This window comes from Arenibacterium halophilum, from assembly GCF_005938225.1.
In the GTDB taxonomy this organism is placed as follows: Bacteria; Pseudomonadota; Alphaproteobacteria; order Rhodobacterales; family Rhodobacteraceae; genus Arenibacterium; species Arenibacterium halophilum.
In genome coordinates, this window is the sequence record NZ_VCPC01000004.1 from 148,365 (window position 1) to 169,265 (window position 20,901).

Below are 20,901 nucleotides of genomic sequence, written 5' to 3' on the forward strand. Positions count from 1 at the left end.
TATGCGGCGCCGCGATCTGCTGATCATCGGCGGGCTGGCGGCGGGAGCGCTGTCGGTGCCGAAGATTTACGCCGCGCTTCAGCCCGAATTCACCTTTGAACCGATGGACCGCCCCGCCGGGTTCCGGCAGGTGCCCTTTGGCGCGATCAGCGGTGGCAACACCCCGATCGCGCTGATCGGCATCGGTGACGCGCAGCCAGAAACGCCTGCCGACGATCTGACCGGTAGCGCCGCCTGCGACCTGCTGTTCGGCGAGGTGCCGTCGGGCCGGGTGCCACTGGCGCTGTTCAACGATTACTATTGTACCTACTGCCCCGCGGTCAGCCGCGTGGTGCAGCGGCTGGAGGACTCCGGCGCGCCCATCGCGGTGACGCTGCACGAGTTGCCCTTGCTGGGCCAACGCTCGGTTGAAAAGGCAAGGCTGGCGCTGGCGGCGGCGCAACAGGGCGCGCATGGGGCCGTGCATCGGATGCTGATGGAAACTCCGGTGCCGCCCGGCGTTCCGGGGCTGAACCGGGTGGCGCGGGCCTTGTCGCTCAACCCCGACCAGTTGCGCGCCGATCTGGGCAGCGCCGATGTCTCTGCCAAGTTGGACATCACGCGCGCACTGGCCCGGCTGTTCGCCATTCCCGGCACCCCGGCGATGGTGGTGGGGCGCACGTTGCTGGTGGGGAATGTCACGCAAGAGCGGCTGGAAAAGCTGATCGAGATCGAACAGGCGGATGCCGCATGGCCTGCGAATTGCGGCAAAACCGTGTCATCGTTTTCCTGAGCGACACAGTTTCCCGGCACCCTGCCCCGAAATTACCCCGAGCCCGTGCGAATTAGGCCCCGAACGCCACGCTAGTCTGAACCTATTGAAACAATGGGCACGGAAATTCTGCCATGGAACATGTACTGATCTCGGACACGCTGCTGGACGCGCCGCTGCTGGACTTTCTGCGCGACGAACGCAAAAAGGCGCTTTCGGCGCGCGAATGGAAATTCCGGCTGGCGGGGTATGGGTACGGCATCCGCGAAGATAATGGCCGCTGCATCGTCACCCAGCTGCGCGACGGTGCTACACTTGGGCTGTTGCCGGTCAACTTTCACTGACCGGCAGAGCCTTCAAAGGTTAGCTGAAATCCCAACCGTCGGGCAGCGCGATCCAATTGGTCTGCGATGCCTTAAAGGTGGTCAGCCCGTCCAGTTGCAGCGCATATTCGATGAACTGGCCATCGCCGGTGTTCAATTTGACCAATCCGTCACGCATCTGAATTTCCAGCACGTCTGCGTCATACGAGAATGCGCGCTTGCCGATATAGCGGACTTCATCGACCGAATTGAACAACAGCTCTGACTGTTCGCGCAGGTCCAGCTTGTCACGTTCGCTGCGGTTGAAATCGGTCACGCGGGTGACGGCAACGCCGCTCCAGTGATAACCACCCGCCTGAAAGAAATCGCCGCCCTTGCCGCCGGTCCAGACGTTGGTGCCCGTGAAGTCGGCGTAAAACTTGTCACGCCCGCCACCACCAAGGATGGTGTCGCTGCCGCCTTTGCCATAAAGTTGATCCGCGCCACCGCCGCCATTGATGTAATCGTCGCCATCAAAGCCGTCGATCATGTCATTTCCGGCCTGCCCGAATATCCGGTCATTTCCGCGCGAGGCATTGATATAATCGTGTCCGCCCCCGGCAAAGATGATGTCATCGCCCAGAGAGCCGTTGATGTAATCCTGCGCCGAGGTCAGGCTGCCTTTCAGCCCCGTCACCGTCAGTTCATTCCATATCAAGCCGACGGGTTTGACATCTTGCACGCGTGAGAAATCGACGCCCGAGCGGATCTGGATATCGCCCACCTCCACGCCGTCGCGTTCGAATTCGACTTGGGTGATCCGGCCTGTCCAGTCGCCATCGACCTTGCGGAACTTGCCATAGAAGGTCAGCCCGGCTTCCATAGTGAAATCGGGCTGGTTATGGATTTGATAGGTGTATTCGGTCGAGATCGTGATCGACGCGGCGCGCTTGCCCGACGGCAGCGCAGCGGCCCAATCCTGATCGTCAAAGGCGAACCGCCCCTGCGTGACCAGCGAAAATACATCGGCATAGAACAGCGGTTCGGGCGTCAGCCCGTTAATCAGTGACTTCGGCATGTTTCAACAAAACCCTGCAATAATCCCGCGCGACCAAACGCGCGCGAAATATCTGCTAAGGCCAAAGCCGAAACCCGGCAACAGATTTTGCAATTTGCAAGGCTCGACAGTCGGGCCTGTGGCCTTACCGCCCCGGAATGCGGTCGCGCGGTGGCGCAGGTTCCCAGTTGTCGATCAGGCGTACCGCGTCCTGTGCGGTTTCGACAAAGCGGAACAGGTCCAGATCGTCGGCGGAAATGGTGCCCGCCTCGGCCAGCGCGTCCCAGTTGATGATCTTTTCCCAGAAATCGCGTCCGAACAGCAGGAAAGGCACCCGCTCCATCCGGCCGGTCTGGATCAGGGTCAGCGCCTCGAACATTTCATCCAGCGTGCCGAAGCCACCCGGAAACACGCAGATCGCTTTCGCCCGCATCAGAAAATGCATCTTGCGGATGGCGAAGTAGTGGAAGTTAAAGCACAAATCCGGGGTGACATAACGGTTCGGCGCCTGTTCATGCGGCAGCACGATGTTCAGCCCGATGGATTTGCCGCCTGCGTCAGCCGCGCCACGGTTGCCCGCCTCCATCACGCCGGGGCCGCCGCCTGTCACGATCACATGCTTTCGGCCACCGCTGGCGTTGGATTTCTCGGTCATCAATCGGGCGAATTCCTGCGCCTCGGCGTAGAATTCCGACAGATCGGCCAGCGTTTGCGTGCGTGCGGTATCGCGCTTCGACGGCTCGGGGATGCGCGCGCCACCGAACAGGACAACCGTACTTTCGATGTTGTTTTCGTCCAGCATCAGCGCAGGTTTCAGCAATTCGAGTTGCAGCCGCACCGGGCGCAGTTCTTCCCGGCACAGGAAATCGTCATCGGCGAAGGCGAGGCGATAGGCGGGCGCGCGGGTTTGCGGCGTGTCGGGCACGTGGGTGGCCGTCGCCCTGTCTGCATGCGCATCGCGAAACGGGCTGCGGTGGTCGTCGGTCATGCGGTCTGATCCATGGTTGCACCTTTGCGCCCGATCTATAGGTTTCGCGCGGGATAGGCCAGCATTGGGGACAATATGACGGATTGGACAGCCGACATCGAAAGCGCGGCGCAGCGGATCGCGGGCCATGCCGCGGTGACGCCGGTGCTGAACACGACCGCCTTCGATCTGGGCTTTCCGGTCGAGATGAAGCTGGAGCAGATGCAGCACACCGGCAGCTTCAAGGCGCGCGGCGCGTTCAACACGCTGCTGGCGGGCGGTGTGCCCAAGGCCGGGATCGTGGCGGCCAGCGGCGGCAACCACGGCGCGGCGGCGGCCTTTGCGGCGCGCGCGCTGGGCCATCCCGCGCGGATCTTCGTCCCGGAAATGGCAGGTGCGTCGAAAATCGCGCTGATCCGCGCCACCGGGGCCGATCTGAGCGTGGTGCCCGGCGAATACGCCAACGCGTTGGAAGCGGCGCAGGACTACGAGGCCAAGACCGGAGCGATGCAGATACACGCCTATGACGCGCCGCTGACGATCGCCGGGCAAGGCACCTGCATGCGCGAATGGGAAGAACAGGGATTGCAGGCCGATACCGTGCTGATCGCCGTGGGCGGCGGCGGGCTGATCGGCGGGGCGCTGGCCTGGCTGAACGGGCGGCGCAAGGTGGTGGCGGTGGAACCGGCCACATCCTGCGCGCTGAACGCGGCGTTGAAGGCTGGTGAACCTGTCGATGTTTCGGTTTCGGGCGTAGCGGCCAATGCGCTGGGTGCCCGCCGGATCGGGTCGATCTGCTACGATCTGGCCAGCCGGGTCGGCGTTACATCGGTTCTGGTCGAAGACGACGCGATCACCAAGACGCAGCACCAGCTGTGGCAACGCGCGCGCCAACTGGTCGAACCGGCCGGGGCCACCGCGCTGGCGGCGCTGACCAGCGGCGCCTATCGTCCCGAACCCGGCGAACGCGTGGCCGTGCTGATCTGCGGCGCGAATGTCGCGCCCGATCCGTTTTTGACCGAAACCTGAACAGATTGCGCCCGCCCCCCGTGCGGATTATAGCGCCTGAAGCCTGCGAAAAGAGGATACACCATGTCGAACGCCCAGCTTGAAACAGCCATCGAAGCCGCGTGGGACGCGCGCGACACGATCACCCCCGGCACCACCGGCGAAACCCGCGAGGCGATCGAGTCAACGCTGAACGCGCTCGACAGCGGCACGCTGCGCGTGGCGGAACGCCAGGACAACGGCGACTGGCACGTAAACCAATGGGCGAAAAAGGCCGTGTTGCTGGGCTTTCGCCTGAAGGACATGGAAGCGCAAAGCGGCGGTCCGCAGGGCGGCGGCTGGTGGGACAAGGTCGACAGCAAGTTCAAGGGCTGGGGCGATGACCAGTGGAAACAGGCCGGGTTCCGCGCCGTGCCCAACTGCGTGGTGCGCAAATCGGCCTATGTTGCGCCGGGCGTGGTGCTGATGCCGTCCTTCGTGAACCTTGGCGCCTATGTCGACAGCGGTACGATGGTTGATACTTGGGCCACCGTGGGCAGCTGCGCCCAGATCGGCAAGAACGTGCACCTTTCGGGCGGCGTCGGCATCGGCGGCGTGCTGGAACCGATGCAGGCCGGCCCCACCATCATCGAAGACAACTGTTTCATCGGTGCCCGCTCGGAAGTGGTTGAAGGCGTGATCGTGCGCGAAGGCTCGGTTCTGGGGATGGGTGTATTCATCGGCCAGTCGACCAAGATCCTCGACCGCGAAAGCGGCGAAGTGTTCTATGGCGAAGTGCCGCCCTATTCGGTGGTCGTCGCAGGCTCGATGCCGAGCAAGAACGGCGTGCACCTGTACTGCGCCGTGATCGTGAAGCGCGTCGACGAAAAGACCCGCTCGAAAACCGGCGTGAACGAGCTGCTGCGCGACTGACCCAAGCTGCAGGACTTGACGAAGGGCGGCCGCACCAGCGCGCCGCCCTTTTTCGTGCCGTTGGAACCGTTTCGCCCTTGAGCCGTTAACCATTCAACAGTTCGAGAGGATAGCATCATGCAAGGTATTGGTTGGCTCGCAGCCATCATCGTCGGCGCCCTGGCCGGTTGGATCGCGGAAAAGATCATGAAGGCGGATCACGGTCTGCTGACGAACATCATTCTGGGGATCGTCGGCGCGCTGGTTCTGAACTTCATTCTGGTCGCGCTCATGGGCGCGACGCTGGGCGGCTGGATCGGTCAGCTTGTGGTCGGCGTGATCGGCGCCTGCCTGCTGATCGCAGGTTACCGGGCCGTGCGGCGGGCATAAGCCGAACGACTGGACGATCAGACGGGGTCCGCCCATTGCGGCGCGGCCCCGTTTGCCATATCAGCGCGGAACGTGTCACCGGAGACGTTCATGGCGCAGGACAAACCCAAGAAAAAGCAACAGGTCTTCACCCTGCTGGTCCAGATCGGGCGCAAATCCGGCGACGGGCTGCCCAAGGGGTCCACCGGGGCCGCGCTGATGTGCTATGCCTCGGGCGTGGACGAGGCCGAGGCCGTGCGCGAAACCGTTGCCATCCTGAAACAGGCCGATACCGCGCCGCTGGACGTGACCGGCTATGGCACGCTGGCCGAGCGGGAAGAGGCCGGGCACGAGATCGACGAGGAAGAGCGCGAGCTGATGCAGCGCGCACTGGATGAAAACGCCGTGATCGTCGCGCAGATGACCCCGTTTTTCGGCGACCGCCCCGATATCGACGAAGACGACGCGCCCAACTGAAGGAGCCGTGATGCCCCCCATCGACCCCGCCGCCCTGACCGCCGACCTGATCCGCTGCCCCTCGGTCACGCCAGAGGAAGGCGGCGCGCTGGAGTTGCTGGAGCGGGTGCTGTCGCAGGCCGGGTTCACCTGCACCCGCGTGGACCGGGGCGGCATCGCCAACCTGTTCGCGCGTTGGGGCGAAAAGGGCCACGCCCGTACCTTCGGCTTCAACGGTCATACCGACGTGGTGCCCGTGGGCGACGAAGCCGCGTGGAGCGTGCCGCCCTTTGGCGCCGTGGTGAAGGATGGCATCCTGTACGGGCGGGGCGCGACCGACATGAAATCCGGCGTGGCCGCTTTCGTCGCGGCGGCGGTGGATTACGTCACCGACACGCCACCCGACGGCGCCCTGATTCTTGCGATCACGGGCGACGAGGAAGGCGACGCGCTGGACGGCACCACCGCCCTTCTCGATCACATGGATCAGGCAGGCGAGGCGATGTCGGTCTGTCTGGTCGGCGAACCCACCTGCCCCGAGCGCATGGGCGAGATGATGAAGATCGGGCGTCGCGGCTCGATGAGCGCATGGTTCACCGTGCGCGGGGTACAGGGGCATTCGGCCTATCCGCACCGCGCGAAAAACCCCCTTCCCGCCATCGCGCGGCTGATGGACCGGCTGGCCAGCCACGAGCTGGACAAGGGCACCGATCATTTCGATGCATCGACGCTGGCGGTTGTCACCATCGACACCGGCAACCCCGCCACCAACGTGATCCCGGCCGAATGCCGCGCCACGGTGAACATCCGTTTCAACGACACACACAGCGGCGCCGCGCTGACCGACTGGCTGCGCGCCGAGGCCGATGCTGTTGCGGGCGACTTCGACGTGCAGATCGACATGAAGGTGAAGATTTCGGGCGAAAGCTTTCTGACGCCTCCGGGCGCGCTGTCCGATCTGGTGTCGGCGGCGGTGGCTGCGGAAACAGGGGTTACGCCGGTTCTGTCCACCACCGGCGGCACGTCGGACGCGCGGTTCGTGAAAAACCACTGCCCCGTGGTCGAATTCGGGCTGGTGGGCAAGACGATGCATCAGGTCGACGAACAGGTGCCGGTTGACCAGATCCACCAGTTGAAACGCATCTATTCCCGAATCCTGGCCGATTACTTTGCGTGACCGCCCCTGCCTGATCGTGATGGTCAAGGTACCGCGCGCGGGACGGGTCAAAACGCGGCTGGGGGCGGACATCGGGATGGTGCCTGCTGCATGGTGGTTTCGCCACCAGCTGCGCGACCTGCTGCGGCGGCTGAACGATCCGCGCTGGCGGCTGGTTCTGGCGGTCAGCCCCGACACCAGCGCCACCAACGCCCGCATCTGGCCCGGGCATCTGCCCCGCGTCCCGCAGGGGGGTGGCAATCTGGGCCGCCGCATGGCCCGCGCGATGAGCCGTTGCCCGCGCGCGCCGGTCTGCGTGATCGGCGCCGACATTCCCGGCACCACCCGCGGCCATGTGGCCCGCGCCTTTGCTGCACTGGGGCGCGCGCAGGCCGTGTTCGGCCCCGCGCCCGATGGGGGCTATTGGCTGGTCGGGCTGCGCCGGGGCGGGCTGGCGCGCGTGGATATGCTCGACGGTGTGCGCTGGTCCTCGCCCCATGCGCTGGCCGACAGCCGCGCCGCGCTGAACGGCTGGGACATTGCGCAGGTCGATACGCTGGCGGATGTCGATACCGCCGCCGATCTGCACCACCGCCCCCGCCCGCGTTTTTGCCAATGACGCGCAGCCCGGGCCGTGTTACGCGGAAGGCATGAGCCAAATCCCCACGAAGGCCGAGATCCTCGACTGGATCGCCGCCCATCCAACCCTCAATTCCAAACGCGACATCGCCAAAGCCTTTGGCATCAAGGGGGCTGCGCGGATCGACCTGAAGCGGATGCTGAAAGAGCTGGAAGCCGAGGGCCATCTGGAAAAGCGCAAACGGTCCTACAGCGACCCGGATCGCCTGCCGCCGGTCAGCGTGTTGCTGGTCAAGGCGCCCGACGCCAATGGCGACCTGTTCGCGCAGCCGCTGGAATGGCAGGGCGAGGGCGTCGAACCCGTGGTGCTGGTGATCCCGCGCGCATCGGACCCGGCGCTGGGCGAAGGCGACCGGATCCTGGCTCGGCTGACGGTGGTGCACGAGGGCGACCATAATTACGAGGCGCGGCTGATCCGGCGCATCGGCCAGAACCCGAAACGCATCCTTGGCGTGTTCCGCAAGACGGCCGAGGGCGGGCGCATCGTGCCGATCGACAAATCCGGCATGTCCGAATGGCAGGTGGCCGAAGACGCGATGCACGGCGCCAAGGACGGCGAGCTGGTCGAGGCCGAACTGGCCGGGCCGAAGGGTCGGCTGGGGCTGGCCCGGGCGCGGGTGCTGGAACGGCTGGGCGACCCCGGTGCGCCCAAGGCGGTGTCGCTGATTGCGATTCACCAGCACGGCATCCCCGATCATTTTTCAGACGCGGCAATCGCCGAGGCGGATGCGGCGAAGCCCGCCGGCCTGTCGGGCCGCGAGGATCTGCGCGATCTGCCGCTGATCACCATCGACCCGGCCGATGCGCGCGACCATGACGACGCCTGCTATGCCCATGCCGACGAGGCGGCGGACAACGAAGGCGGTCATGTGATCTGGGTCGCGATTGCCGATGTGGCCGCCTATGTGCGCCCCGGCACCGCACTGGACGGCGAGGCGCGCAAGCGGGGCAATTCGACGTACTTCCCCGACCGCGTGGTGCCAATGCTGCCCGACCGGCTGTCGGGTGATTTGTGTTCGCTGCACGAAGGCGTGCCGCGCCCTGTGATCGCCGTTCGAATGCGGATCGACGCCGAAGGGACCAAGCTGGACCACAGCTTTCACCGGGGTCTGATGCGCTCGGGCGCGTCGCTGGCCTATGAAGAGGTACAGGACGCCATAGACGGCACCCCGAACGATGCGACCGGGCCGCTGCTGGAGCCTGTTTTGCGCCCGCTGTATGCCGCCTATCGCGCCTTGGTCACCGCGCGCGAGGCACGGCAGCCGCTGGACCTGGATCTGCCCGAGCGGCGGATCATTCTGGACGAGCGCGGCAAGGTCACCAGTGTCGCCTTCCGCGACCGGCTGGATGCGCACCGGCTGATCGAGGAATTCATGGTGCTGGCCAATGTCTGCGCCGCCGAGACGCTGATAGCCAGGAAGACACCGCTGCTGTTCCGGGTGCATGAAGAACCCTCGCCAGAGAAGCTGGACGCGCTGCGCGAAACTGCCAAGGCGGCGGGGTTCACGCTCGCCAAGGGACAGGTTTTGCAGACGCGGCATCTGAACAGCCTGCTGGACCAGGCGGCTGGATCGGACGATGCCGAGCTGATCAACATTTCGACCCTGCGGTCGATGACGCAGGCCTATTACAACCCCGAGAATTTCGGCCACTTCGGGCTGGCGCTGCGGAACTACGCACATTTCACCTCGCCCATCCGGCGCTATTCCGACCTGATCGTGCATCGCGCGCTGATCACGGCGCATGGCTGGGGCAAAGACGGGCTGTCGCCCGACGAAATTGAGCGGCTGGATCAGGTAGCGCAGCATATCTCGGACACCGAGCGCCGCTCGATGGTGGCCGAGCGCGACACCACGGACCGCTACCTTGCGGCCTATCTAAGCGAGCGGGTCGGCAATGAATTCACCGGCCGGATCAGCGGCATCGCGCGGTTCGGCGCCTTTGCCAAGTTGGACGAGACCGGCGCAGACGGGTTGATCCCGATCCGGTCGCTGGGGCGCGAGTATTTCTATTTCGACCGAGACGCCGGAACCCTGATGGGGTCGGATACCGGGCTAACCATCGGTATCGGCCAGCGGGTGACTGTGCGGATCACCGATGCGGTGCCCGTCACGGGCGGGCTGGAACTCGAGCTGTTATCGATCGAGGATCAGGCGCTGCCGCGCGGTGATGGCAGCAAGCGCCGTCCGGGCACCAGCCCGCGCCGCAAAGTGGGACCGGCGAAGCGTAAATCCGACAAGGTAAAGCGCAAGGTATCCCGCAAGCGGCGTTGAGCTGCGGCGCGACTGTTGCGCAGGTGAGTATTTGGACAAAGAAGAAGCAAGGGATTGCCAAGAGGCGCGGGCGGGCTTTGGAATTTGCGCGGCACGCGGTATGATCGGCGCAGAGCAGATTCCGCAGGACAACGATCATGCGCAGGTTTTCCGGGGCAACGACCCTTGCCGTTCTTTCCCTTGCCGTCTTTTCCCATGAGGGCTGGGCGACCTCGCCCGATGCTTCGGTGCGGCCGGTGGTCCGTCCGGCAAGCGCGGAGGTGGATGTGGATTTTTCGGAATGGCTGGCCGATTTCCGGACCCGCGCGCGGGCTGAGGGGATTTCCGAGGGTGTTCTGAATGCGGCGTTGAGTGGGGTGACTCCGGTGGCCGAGGTGATCCGGCGCGACCGCAACCAGTCGGAATTCACCAAGACGATCTGGGAGTATCTTTCGACTGCCGTTTCGGAGGCACGCATTGCCAACGGGCGCGCGGCGCTGGCGCAGCATGGCGATGTGCTGGCGCGGATCGAGGCAGCCTATGGCGTGGATCGGCAGGTGGTGGTGGCGATCTGGGGGCTCGAGAGCGCCTATGGCGCGTTTCGCGGATCGGACAGCACCATCGCGAGCCTAGCGACGCTCGCGCATGACCCGCGGCGGCGCGATTTTTTCGAAAGTCAGCTGATGGCGGCGCTGCGCATCCTGCAGGACGGGCATGTGACTGCGCGGGACATGCGGGGCAGCTGGGCCGGGGCGATGGGGCACACACAGTTCATGCCCACATCGTTCATGGAACACGCGGTCGATTTCACGGGCGATGGCAAGCGCGACATCTGGAGCGACGACCCCACGGATGCGCTGGCCTCGACCGCAGCCTACCTTAAACATTTCGGCTGGACCAAGGGGCAGCCTTGGGGGGTCGAGGTGCGGCTGCCCGAGGGGTTCGATTACACGCAGGCCAATCGCAAGATCACGCGGCTGCCGTCCGACTGGGCGCAGGCAGGTGTGCTTGGCGTGGACGGGCAGTCGGTGCCGGATCACGGGTTGGCCTCGGTCCTGTTGCCGGCGGGCGGGCGCGGCGCGGCTTTCCTGATCTTCGACAACTTCGAGGTGCTGGAGCATTACAACACTGCCGATGCCTATGTGATCGGCGTCGGGCACCTGGGCGACCGGATCATGGGCGGTGGCCCGATCCAGGGCGACTGGCCCGTGGGCGACCGCGCGTTGACCTTTGATGAACGCAAGGAACTGCAATCGCGGCTGACCGCGCAGGGGTTCGACACACAGAAGGTGGACGGACGGATCGGCCCGCTGACGATCAACGCGGTGCGGGCCTATCAGGTCGCCACCGGGCTGATGCCCGATGGCTATGCCTCTCTGCGGTTGCTGGAGCGGCTGCGGCAGGGTTAACCCGGGCTCATCCCGCGCAAGCGTTCCGAGCGGCGGCGCAGCAGTTCGACCACGGTCAGCAGCGCGATGGAGATCACCACGAGGATCGTCGCAACCGCAAGGATCGTGGGCGAGATCTGTTCGCGCAGGCCGGTGAACATCTGCCAGGGCAGGGTTTTCTGGCCCGCCGAGCCGACGAAGAGCACCACGACCACCTCGTCGAAGGAGGTGATGAAGGCGAACAGCCCGCCCGAGATCACGCCCGGCAGGATCAGCGGCATCTGCACCCGGAAGAAGGTCGTGACCGGATCGGCGCCCATGTTGGCCGCCGCGCGGGTCAGCGAACGGTCGAACCCGACCAGCGTCGCCGTCACCGTGATGATGACAAAGGGAATGCCCAGCGCCGCGTGGGCCAGAACCACGCCAAAGAACGTGCCCTGCAACCCGATCCGCGAGTAGAAGAAATACATCCCCGCCGCCGAGATGATCAGCGGCACGATCATCGGCGAGATCAGGATCGCCATGATCGCGCGGCGGAATGGCACATGCGGCTGGCTGAGGCCGATGGCCGCAAGCGTGCCAAAGCCTACTGACAGGATCGTCGCGACCGGAGCGATCATCACAGAATTGCGCAGCGCTGCCTGCCAGTCGGAGTTGGTGAAAAAGTCGCGGTAGTGTTTCAGCGAATAGCCTTCGGGGTCGAAGCGCAGCATTTCCGGCGTGAAGGTAAAGAAATTTTCCGCGTTGAAGCTGAGCGGCATCACAACAAGGATCGGCGTGATCAGAAACACGAAGATTGCACCGCAGATCACCCGGAAGGCATAGTGCCACAGCACCTGTCCCGAGGTCAGGTAGGGCACAAGGTGCGCGCGGTAGCGGTTGAAACCGATCCAGTAGATGAACCAGCCGAAGAACCAGCCGAACAGCGCGCCGACGACCAGCCCGGGGATGCCTCCGAACAGGAACCCGGCCACGGCAAACAGCGCCAGAATGCCCCAGCGGGCGGGTTTTTCCGCCTTGCGGCCCAGCACCTCGATACAGACGAAGCCGAGGATCGCCAGCAGGATCGCGCCGCCGACGATGCCCAGCAGGGAAGAGCCCTGCGCCGCGCCCACGAAGATGCCCGCGAAGGCGCCAGCGGCGGCAAGGACCGGAAGCGAGAAGGACAGCGGTTTCTTTCCGGTGTCGGTCAGGATCACGTCACTCATATCCGGTTACCCCAGCTTCACGTTGTCGATGCCGACGATCTTGTCGTAGGCCCAGTAGAGCAGCAGAACGACTGCCAGCAGGATCGCGCCCAGCGCCGCGCCAAGCCCCCAGTTGAGCGAGGACGAGATGTGATAGGCGATCCGGTTGGAAATGAACGTCCCCGTGGTGCCGCCGACGATTTCGGGCGTGATGTAATAGCCGATCGACAGGATGAAGACGAGGATCGACCCCGCACCGATGCCCGGCACCGACTGCGGGAAATAGACCCGCCAGAAGGCTGTCCAGTTGGTGGCGCCAAGGCTTTTGGCGGCGCGCAGGTAGCTGGGCGGAATGGTCTGCATCACCGAATACATCGGCAGGATCATGAACGGCAGCAGGATATGCGTCATCGCGACGATGGTACCGAACTGGTTGTTGATCATCACCAGCCGGTCGGCATCATTGACCAGCCCCAGCCAGACCAGCACGTCGTTTATCACGCCCTGCTGTTGCAGCATCACCTTCCACGCGCTGGTGCGCACCAGAAGCGAGGTCCAGAACGGCAGAAGCACGAGGATCATCAGCAGGTTCGATGTGCGCATCGGCAGGTTGGCCAGAATCCACGCCACCGGATAGCCCAGCAGGATGCAGGACAGGGTGATCGTCAGCGACATGAAGATCGTACGCTTGAACAGCAACCCGTAAATGCGCTGGTTTTCCTCGCGCGCCTCGACCCCGTCAGGGGTCAGCTGCATGTCGACCGCGTTCAGGAAATAGCCCGAGGTGTAGGGCGGCGAATAGGTCTGGATCGTGCGCATGACCTCGGGGTTCACCCAGTCGTCGTCGGCATCTTCGAACTGCGCCATGATCGACACGGTTTCGAAATCGCCCACGGCACCAGCTGCCTGTTGCAGGCGCGGCGTGGTGCCGGTGACCGACACGCCGTCGCGGGTCAGGTCGGTGTAAAGCGCAGTGAACAGGAAATCCTCGACATCCTCTTCCGCCGGGTTGTCGTTCTTGTCGGTCACAAGGTAATCGGCCCAGCGATCCCAGGTGCGCGCGGTCAGGGGCAGCGCCTCGCGGATGGTGTCATCCTCGAACATGGCGACCCAGGTCGCGGCGTCTTCCCACGTCGGGTCCAGCGCGGTGAATTGGTCGGTATAGGTATCGGTGTCAAAGCGCCCGACCGCGCGGCCGGTGCGGCGGAACAGCGACGACAGGCCCGTCATTTCGTAGTTCAGGCGCGAGCCGAGCCGTGTGTGCAGTTTGCGTTCTTCTGCCAGCACAAGATCGATATAGAACGCCGTCCAGACCGGCTCGGGCGGCAGCTCGGAGGCGTCATGATCCCACTGCTGCAACAGCGGCACGGTTTCGGGCAGCGTTTCCTCGACGATCTGGTTCTCGACGGACCGGAACAGCATGTCGGCGATCGGCGCGATGAAGGTAATCAGCACAAACAACAGCAGCGGCGCGATCAGCAGCAGCGCGCGCATCTTCTGGCGGCGCAGGGCGCGGGCAAGGCTGCGTTTCAGCGGGGTGCCGTCGGCGGCCAGCATCGGGCCGGGTTTGCCGTTCGTCGCTTGGGGGGATGCGCTTTGGGTCATTCTCTGGCCTTCTCGGGTTCGCGTCAGACGCCTTCGACAAGCACGATGTCGCTGTCGGCGGTTGCGTGGCGAATTTTAACCACTTCCTGATACTCGGGCGAGTGATAGGCCGTACGGGCCTGTTCGAAGCTGTCGAACTCGATCACCACGTGGCGATCCTTCATCGGGGCTTCTGGCGCCTCCGAGGCACCGCCCCGGACAATGAACCGGCCGCCATATCCTTGCAGGATCGGCGTGTCGCGTTCCACGTATTCCTTGTAGGCTTCGGGATCACGCACGGTGATGTGCCCGATGATATACCCTTTTGCCATTATGGCGTCCCCTGTCGGATCCGGCGTTTTCGCCTTTTTGGTGCGGTGCCGGATATCTCCGGCACCGAAAGGGGCGGCCCTGCTCAGGGCCACCTGTAAGCCTAGGCCTTACTTGGCCAGCCACGCCTGGAATTTGGCGTCGATGTCGTCGCGATAGTCGGCCCAGAACTCGTAGTTGTAGAGGAACGTGTTCTTGGCGTTGTTCGGATCGGTCGGCATATGCGGTGCCATTTCGATGCCGAGGTCAGCGTGCTGACCCACCAGCGGAGCCGAGGATGCGCGGGCCGGACCGTACGAGATGTACTTGGCCTGATCGGCAAGGCGCTGGGTGTCGGTCGCGAACTTCACGAAGTCCATGACGCGGGCCAGACGGTCTTCGGGCAGGCCGGCGGGGATGATCCAGCCGTCAAGGTCGAACACCTGCGCGTCCCACATCATTGCAACCGGCTGGTCCTGCTCTTCGATCACGCTGAACAGACGGCCGTTATAGGTCGAGCCCATGAAGACTTCGCCATCGGCCAGCAGCTGGGGCGTATCGGCACCGGCCGACCACCAGACAACGCTGTCCTTGATGGTGTCGAGCTTGGCCAGAGCCTGTTCCTGACCTTCGGCGGTTGCCAGAACGTCATAAACTTCGTCTTTGGCCACGCCGTCACACAGAAGCGCCCATTCCATGTTGTTGATGGGGCGCTTTTCCAGCGCGCGCTTGCCCGGATAGGTTTCCAGGTCGAACACGTCGCAGATTTCATCCGGCGCGTCCTGGCCGTCGGGGACCATGTCGGTGCGATAGCCGAAGGTGGTCGAGTACACGATCTGCGGGATGAAGCAGTCGCTCACCAGCAGGTCGCCGAAATCGTCTTCAGCCGACGAACCGTCGTCGCCTGCCGCCAGCATCTCGTCGGCGTCGATTTCCATTGCCAGGCCTTCGTCGCACAGGCGGATGGCATCGGATGCCACCACGTCGACCAGATCCCAGGTGATGTTGCCTGCTTCGTTCATCGCGCGCAGCTTGGCCACGGCTTCGTTCGAGCTCTCATCCCAGGTCGACGAAACCTCTGAATGCATCTCCAGGTAGGGCTCGACATAGGCTTTCTGCTGGCTGGCCTGATAGGCTCCGCCCCAGGACACAAGCGTCATGTCATTGGCCATGTCCTGCGCCGAAGCGGCCCCGCCAAGGGCAACCAGCGCCGTCGAGGCCAGAATTGCTGTTGTCATCTTCATGGTAACGTAACTCCCATTGTTATGCCCGTTACTTGTGCGGGGCGGCGGCACGGGCTTGAGCGCGCGCGCCCTGCATCTGCTCACCCGGCCATCGGTGGCCGGGTGGTGTTTGCAGCCTCACGCATCCAGCGCGCGGCAATCCTCGGGCAGCCAGCCAATTTCGATCTGATTGCCCGGCTGCAACCGCTCCACATCGGGGGCGTTGCGGGTCTTGATGATAAAATCCTCATTTCCGGCAACCCGCAGGCGGGTACGGAAGATATCGCCCATATAGATGAACTCAAGCACTTCGGCCTTGAGCGTATGGGCGCCCTCTTGCAGACGGTCCTTGTTGTATTCGACGCGCTCGGGGCGGATCGACACGCGCGTGCGTTCGCCTGCCTTGCTGACGTTCACCGGCTTGGCGTCGATCATCTCTCCACCGTCCAGTTGCACCAGCGCGCGCCCGTTGCGGATTTCCTTCACGGTACCTTCGAGCGTGTTGTTCTCGCCGATGAACTGGGCGACGAAACTGTTTTCCGGCGCCTCATACAGCTGATCCGGCGGGGCCAGCTGCTGAATGCGGCCATCGTCGAACACGGCCACCCGGTCCGACATGGTCAGCGCCTCGGTCTGGTCGTGGGTCACGTACACAACCGTGATGCCCAAATTATCAGCAATGCGCTTGATCTCGAACTGCATATGCTCGCGCAGCTGCTTGTCGAGCGCGCCCAGCGGTTCGTCCATCAGGACAAGCTCGGCCTCGAACACCAGCGCGCGGGCCAATGCGATCCGCTGCTGTTGCCCGCCCGAAAGTTGCGCCGGACGGCGGCCGCCAAAGGCGCCCATCTGCACCATGTCCAACGCGCGCTTCACCTTCTGCTCGCGCTCGGACTTGCCCATCTTGCGGACTTCCAGAGGGAAGGACAGGTTTTCCGCTACTGTCATATGCGGGAACAGCGCGTAGTTCTGGAACACCATCCCAATGCCGCGTTTGTGGGGAGGGATGTTGTTGATACTGGTGCCGCCAAGGCGAATGTCACCATGCGTGGCCGTTTCAAACCCGGCCAGCATCATCAGGCAGGTCGTCTTGCCCGACCCCGACGGCCCGAGCATGGTCAGAAACTCGCCCCTGGGCATCGAGAGGTTCAGATCCTTGACGACAAGATTCTCGCCATCATAGCTCTTTTGTACGCGTTCGAATTCGACGAACGCGTCTTCGCTTTGCGTTTCAGCCAAAACGGCTCCCCTTGGACAGTGTTGCAGGTTGATCCCGCATTTTCATACCCAAAGCTAACCACAGACATGGGGGAGGTTGCAACCGAGTTGCAAAAATTGTCGTATCCCGAGGAGCCTTAACCGATTTCATGCCGGATTTTCGCGCCTGCGTGACGGAATGGCCCAAACGCCAGCCCTGCCGTAAGGAGATGCCCGGATGACCGCCAACCTGCCGTTCACCGCACAGGAATACGCCGACCGACTGGCCCGCGTCCGCGCCGAAATGGCGCGCGGCGATCTGGGCGCGCTGTTCATCACCGACCCGTCGAACCAGCATTGGATCACCGGTTATGACGGCTGGTCGTTCTACGTCCATCAGGGCGTGATCGTCCTTCCGGAAGGCGAGCCGCTGTGGTGGGGCCGGATGATGGATGCGCAGGGCGCGCTGCGCACAGTCTGGATGAACCCCGAGCAGGTGCACGGCTATGACGAGAAATACGTGCAAGCCACCGACATGCACCCGATGCAGGATCTGGCCAAGCTGCTGGTGCGGCTCGGCGCCGGACACGGGCGCATCGGGGTGGAGTTGGACAATTACTATTTCTCGGCCCGGGCGATGCATGTGCTGAACGCCTCGATGCCGCTGGCCTCGTGGTCGGATGCCACCGGCGTGGTGAACCGCCTCCGCGCGGTCAAGTCCGAGACCGAGATCAGCTATATGCGCAAGGCGGCCGCGATTTCGGAAAAGATGATCGACGGGCTGCTGGAGCGAGTCGAACCCGGCGTGCCCAAGAACGAGGTGGTGGCCGAACTGTACCGCGACGCGATTCGCGGGGTCGAAGGCACATGGGGCGACTACCCCGCCATCGTGCCGATGTTGCCTTCCGGTGCCGATGCCGCCGCGCCGCACCTCACGTGGGATGGCCGCCCCTTTGCCACGGGCGAGGCGACGTTCTTTGAAATCTCGGGCTGCTATCGCCGCTATCACGCCCCCTTCTGCCGAACCCTGTTCCTTGGCACCCCGCCCGACGACATCCTGCGCGCCGAGGCCGCGGTGATCGAGGGGCTGGAAGCCGGGCTTGACGCCGCCCGCGCCGGAAACCGCGCCTGCGATATCTCGATGGCACTGCAAAAATCGCTGAAGAAGGCCGGGATCGAGAAAGACAGCCGCTCGGGCTATTCCATCGGCCTGTCCTACCCGCCCGACTGGGGCGAACGTACAATCTCGCTGCGTCGCGTCGATGAAACCGTGTTGGAACCGGGGATGACCTTCCATTTCATGCCGGGACTCTGGATGGAGAACTGGGGGCTGGAAATCACCGAAAGCATCCTGATCAAACCCGACGGCCCAGCCGAAGCCTTCTGTGACCGCCCCCGGAAACTGTTCGTCAAACCATGAACGCACATCTCGAACCCACGCTCGACCTGCTGCAACGGCTGGTCGCCTATCCCACCGTCTCGGCCGACAGCAACCTTGCGCTGATCGCCGATCTGGCCACGCGCCTCTCGGATGCCGGAGCAAGGGTCGATCTGTATCAGGATGATACGGGCAACAAGGCCAATCTGTTCGCCACGCTCGGCCCCGAAGACAGCGGCGGGCTGCTGCTGTCGGGCCATACCGATGTGGTGCCTGTCGCCGATCAGGATTGGACGTCGGACCCTTTCTCGCTCCACGAACGCGACGGGCGGGTCTTTGGGCGCGGCACCTGCGACATGAAAGGCTTCATCGCAGCGGCCACGGTGATGGCAGCCGAATATGGCAAACGCGAGCTGAAGCGTCCGATCCACTTTGCCTTTACATACGACGAAGAAGTCGGATGCCTCGGCGCCCGCGCGCTGGTGCCGGAACTGCGCAAACGCGGGTTGGTGCCCGCAATGGCGATTCTGGGCGAACCCACCCAGATGCGGGTGATCGAAGGCCACAAGGGATGCTGCGAATACACCGTGCGGTTTTCCGGCCTCGAGGGCCACGGATCGGCACCCGGCAAAGGCGTTAACGCGGTCGAATACGCCGTGCGATATGTCACGCGCCTGATGCAACTGGGCGAAGTGCTGAAGTCGCGCGCGCCCCTCAGCGGCCGGTTCGATCCGCCCTGGACCACGATCAACATCGGCCGCCTGCACGGTGGGGTGGCCCATAACGTGATCGCCAGCCGCGCGGAACTGGACTGGGAAATGCGCCCGGTCCAGCGTGATGACTCGGATTTCGTAAACAAATCCATCGCCACCTATATCGAAACAGAACTTCTTCCGGAGATGCGCGCGGTCCACCCGGAGGCAGAGATCGCGACCGAGATCATCGGCGAAGTCTGCGGGCTGGACGTGATGGACGACAACGCCGCCCGCGATCTTGTGTCAGACCTGTTGGGCGCGAATGGCACCGATGTGGTGTCTTTCGGCACCGAAGGCGGGCTGTTTCAAGAGCTTGGCACATCGGTCGTAGTCTGCGGTCCGGGGTCCATCGAGCAGGCACATAAGGCAGATGAGTTTCTGGCCCTTGATCAACTGTCTGCCTGCTTGGACATGCTCGACGGGCTTGGGGCGCAGATGGCGACGACCGCATAAGCGTCTCACCTGCCGTGATGTTGCTCAGGTGAGTATTTTTGCCGAAAAAAAGCAGGGGCGCGGCATTGATCACCGGCCCCTTCTTTTCGGTCCAAATACTCAAATTCCGACATCGGCCTCGGGCGAGGCCATTGCCGCCGTCACGATGCGGCGACCATCAGGCCCTTGTCCGTCGCCTCGGCCAGCGCCTCGTCCAGCGACAGGCGCGCACGGGTGATCAGCGTGTCAATTTCACCGTTCGAGATGACCAACGGCGGCGAGATGATCATGCGGTCGCCCACGTGGCGCATCACCAAACCATTGGCAAAACAGCGCGTGCGGCAGATCAGGCCGACGGTGCCTTCGTCGGCGGCAAACTTCGCGCGGGTCTCCTTGTGCGGGGTCAGCGCGATGGACCCCATCATGCCGCAAATGCGCGCCTCACCCACCAGCGGGTGATCGGTGAGGGCCTGCCATTTTTCGGCCAGGTAGGGCGCCGCAGTCTCGCGCACATGGCCGAGGATGTTTTCCTCTTCCAGGATGCGCAGGTTTTCCAGCGCGACGGCGGCGGCGACCGGGTGGCCCGAATAGGTGTAGCCGTGGTTGAATTCGTTGTTGTCGACCACGCTGGCGATCTTGTCGCTGACAATTGACGCGCCAATCGGCTGGTAGCCCGAGCTGAGGCCCTTGGCGACGGTCATGATGTCGGGACGAATGTCGAGCGTCTGGCTGCCGAACCAGTTGCCGGTCCGGCCAAAGCCGCAGATCACCTCGTCCGCGATCAGCAGAATGCCGTATTTGTCGCAAATACGCTGGATTTCCGGCCAGTAGGTTTCGGGCGGGATGATCACCCCGCCCGCGCCCTGGATCGGCTCACCGATAAAGGCCGCCACGCGATGTTCGCCGTGCTTCAGGATCTCGGCTTCCAACTCCTGCGCGCGGGCAAGACCGAAATCTTCGGGGCTCATGTCGCCGCCTTCGGCATACCAATGCGGTTGGTTGATATGGTGAATGTCGGGGATCGGCAGGCCACCCTGCGAATGAATTGCCGACATGCCGCCAAGGCTGCCGCTGCCCATCGAAGACCCGTGATAGCCGTTCTTGCGCGCGATCACGATGTTGCGGTCCGGCTGGCCCTTCATCGCCCAATAGGCGCGCACCATGCGCAGGTTGGTGTCATTCGCGTCCGACCCGCCCGAGCCGAAGAAGACGTGGTTCAGATCGCCCGGCGCCAGTTCGGCCAGCTTGGCGGCCAGCGCGATGGCGGGCACATGCGATGTTTGGAAGAAGGTATTGTAGAACGGCAGTTCGCGCATCTGACGTGCGGCGACCTCGGCCAGTTCCTCGCGCCCGTAGCCGATGTTCACGCACCACAGACCAGCCATGGCGTCAAGGATTTCAACGCCTTCGCTGTCGGTCAGAAAGACGCCCTTGGCTTTTGTTATCACCCGGGCGCCTTTTTCCGCGATCTCGGTGTTGGTCGAGAACGGATGCATATGGTGCGCAGCGTCCAGCTTTTGCAGTTCGGCCGTGGGCATGTGGTTGGTGATCGAGGTCATGGGAAACTCCGGGGAAGTCAGGTTGGCGCGAGAATATGATC

Annotated in this window: 20 protein-coding genes; 12 read left to right on the forward strand and 8 right to left on the reverse strand. The window is 63.8% G+C overall.

The genetic code is table 11. The features are described from left to right. The first annotated feature begins 1 nt into the window (after position 1). Positions 2–772 (forward strand): DsbA family protein, encoded by a 771-nt coding sequence (locus FGK64_RS17630; RefSeq protein ID WP_171054133.1) that lies wholly within the window; start codon positions 2–4, stop codon positions 770–772. A gap of 113 nt (positions 773–885) precedes the next feature. Continuing rightward, a complete protein-coding gene (locus FGK64_RS17635; RefSeq protein WP_138865176.1) occupies positions 886–1,095 on the forward strand; it encodes a hypothetical protein in 210 nt (69 codons plus the stop codon). Positions 1,096–1,114: 19 nt separating this feature from the next. Here FGK64_RS17635 and FGK64_RS17640 read toward each other — a convergent pair whose 3' ends face one another. Further along, entirely contained in the window at positions 1,115–2,131 is a 1,017-nt protein-coding gene (locus FGK64_RS17640) for a calcium-binding protein (protein WP_138865177.1), read from the reverse strand. A 124-nt stretch (positions 2,132–2,255) separates the two neighbouring features. Beyond that, a complete protein-coding gene (locus tag FGK64_RS17645) occupies positions 2,256–3,098 on the reverse strand; it encodes an LOG family protein (protein WP_138865178.1) in 843 nt (280 codons plus the stop codon). 75 nt (positions 3,099–3,173) lie between these two features. Here FGK64_RS17645 and FGK64_RS17650 point away from each other — a divergent pair, with 75 nt between their 5' ends. From FGK64_RS17650 to FGK64_RS17685, 8 genes are all read left to right on the forward strand, one after another. Next, positions 3,174–4,106, forward strand: a complete 933-nt coding sequence (locus tag FGK64_RS17650; RefSeq protein WP_138865179.1) for a threonine/serine dehydratase — start codon at positions 3,174–3,176, stop codon at positions 4,104–4,106. 63 nt (positions 4,107–4,169) lie between these two features. Further along, positions 4,170–4,997: a 2,3,4,5-tetrahydropyridine-2,6-dicarboxylate N-succinyltransferase gene (dapD, locus tag FGK64_RS17655; protein ID WP_138865180.1), complete on the forward strand. Its 828-nt coding sequence runs from the start codon at positions 4,170–4,172 to the stop codon at positions 4,995–4,997. A gap of 117 nt (positions 4,998–5,114) precedes the next feature. After that, on the forward strand, positions 5,115–5,366 hold the full coding sequence (locus FGK64_RS17660; protein WP_138865181.1) for a GlsB/YeaQ/YmgE family stress response membrane protein: 252 nt from the start codon (positions 5,115–5,117) through the stop codon (positions 5,364–5,366). Positions 5,367–5,456: 90 nt separating this feature from the next. After that, the gene (locus tag FGK64_RS17665) at positions 5,457–5,822 is read left to right on the forward strand and encodes a hypothetical protein (RefSeq protein WP_138865474.1); all 366 of its coding nucleotides are present in this window, start codon (positions 5,457–5,459) and stop codon (positions 5,820–5,822) included. Positions 5,823–5,832: 10 nt separating this feature from the next. Beyond that, positions 5,833–6,978, forward strand: a complete 1,146-nt coding sequence (dapE, locus tag FGK64_RS17670) for a succinyl-diaminopimelate desuccinylase (protein WP_138865182.1) — start codon at positions 5,833–5,835, stop codon at positions 6,976–6,978. A 19-nt stretch (positions 6,979–6,997) separates the two neighbouring features. Further along, the gene (locus FGK64_RS17675) at positions 6,998–7,576 is read left to right on the forward strand and encodes a TIGR04282 family arsenosugar biosynthesis glycosyltransferase (RefSeq protein ID WP_138865475.1); all 579 of its coding nucleotides are present in this window, start codon (positions 6,998–7,000) and stop codon (positions 7,574–7,576) included. Between the two features lie 31 nt (positions 7,577–7,607). Beyond that, positions 7,608–9,869, forward strand: a complete 2,262-nt coding sequence (rnr, locus tag FGK64_RS17680; protein ID WP_138865183.1) for a ribonuclease R — start codon at positions 7,608–7,610, stop codon at positions 9,867–9,869. A gap of 137 nt (positions 9,870–10,006) precedes the next feature. Then, positions 10,007–11,257 carry a lytic murein transglycosylase gene (locus FGK64_RS17685; protein WP_138865184.1) on the forward strand — a complete coding sequence of 417 codons (1,251 nt, stop codon included), beginning with the start codon at positions 10,007–10,009 and terminating at the stop codon, positions 11,255–11,257. On the opposite strand, the gene FGK64_RS17690 is transcribed toward FGK64_RS17685, so the two are convergent. From FGK64_RS17690 to FGK64_RS17710, 5 genes are all read right to left on the reverse strand, one after another. Then, positions 11,254–12,444 (reverse strand): ABC transporter permease, encoded by a 1,191-nt coding sequence (locus FGK64_RS17690; protein WP_138865185.1) that lies wholly within the window; start codon positions 12,442–12,444, stop codon positions 11,254–11,256. The genes FGK64_RS17685 and FGK64_RS17690 overlap by 4 nt on opposite strands. A gap of 6 nt (positions 12,445–12,450) precedes the next feature. Further along, complete coding sequence (locus tag FGK64_RS17695; RefSeq protein WP_138865186.1) at positions 12,451–14,028, reverse strand: ABC transporter permease; 1,578 nt, start codon at positions 14,026–14,028, stop codon at positions 12,451–12,453. 23 nt (positions 14,029–14,051) lie between these two features. Next, positions 14,052–14,339, reverse strand: coding sequence for a DUF1330 domain-containing protein (locus FGK64_RS17700; RefSeq protein WP_138865187.1), 288 nt, complete (start codon positions 14,337–14,339; stop codon positions 14,052–14,054). Between the two features lie 108 nt (positions 14,340–14,447). Next, positions 14,448–15,560, reverse strand: a complete 1,113-nt coding sequence (locus FGK64_RS17705; protein WP_138865188.1) for an extracellular solute-binding protein — start codon at positions 15,558–15,560, stop codon at positions 14,448–14,450. Between the two features lie 117 nt (positions 15,561–15,677). Next, a complete protein-coding gene (locus FGK64_RS17710) occupies positions 15,678–16,778 on the reverse strand; it encodes an ABC transporter ATP-binding protein (protein WP_138865189.1) in 1,101 nt (366 codons plus the stop codon). 196 nt (positions 16,779–16,974) lie between these two features. Between FGK64_RS17710 and FGK64_RS17715 the strand changes: the two genes are divergently transcribed. Together FGK64_RS17715 and argE are read left to right on the forward strand one after the other, a co-directional pair. Next, on the forward strand, positions 16,975–18,156 hold the full coding sequence (locus FGK64_RS17715; protein WP_138865190.1) for a M24 family metallopeptidase: 1,182 nt from the start codon (positions 16,975–16,977) through the stop codon (positions 18,154–18,156). Further along, on the forward strand, positions 18,153–19,322 hold the full coding sequence (gene argE / locus FGK64_RS17720) for an acetylornithine deacetylase (RefSeq protein WP_138865191.1): 1,170 nt from the start codon (positions 18,153–18,155) through the stop codon (positions 19,320–19,322). Before FGK64_RS17715 ends, argE begins: the two co-directional genes overlap by 4 nt. 140 nt (positions 19,323–19,462) lie before the next feature. On the opposite strand, the gene FGK64_RS17725 is transcribed toward argE, so the two are convergent. Then, positions 19,463–20,860: an aspartate aminotransferase family protein gene (locus tag FGK64_RS17725; RefSeq protein WP_138865192.1), complete on the reverse strand. Its 1,398-nt coding sequence runs from the start codon at positions 20,858–20,860 to the stop codon at positions 19,463–19,465. Positions 20,861–20,901: the final 41 nt, after the last annotated feature.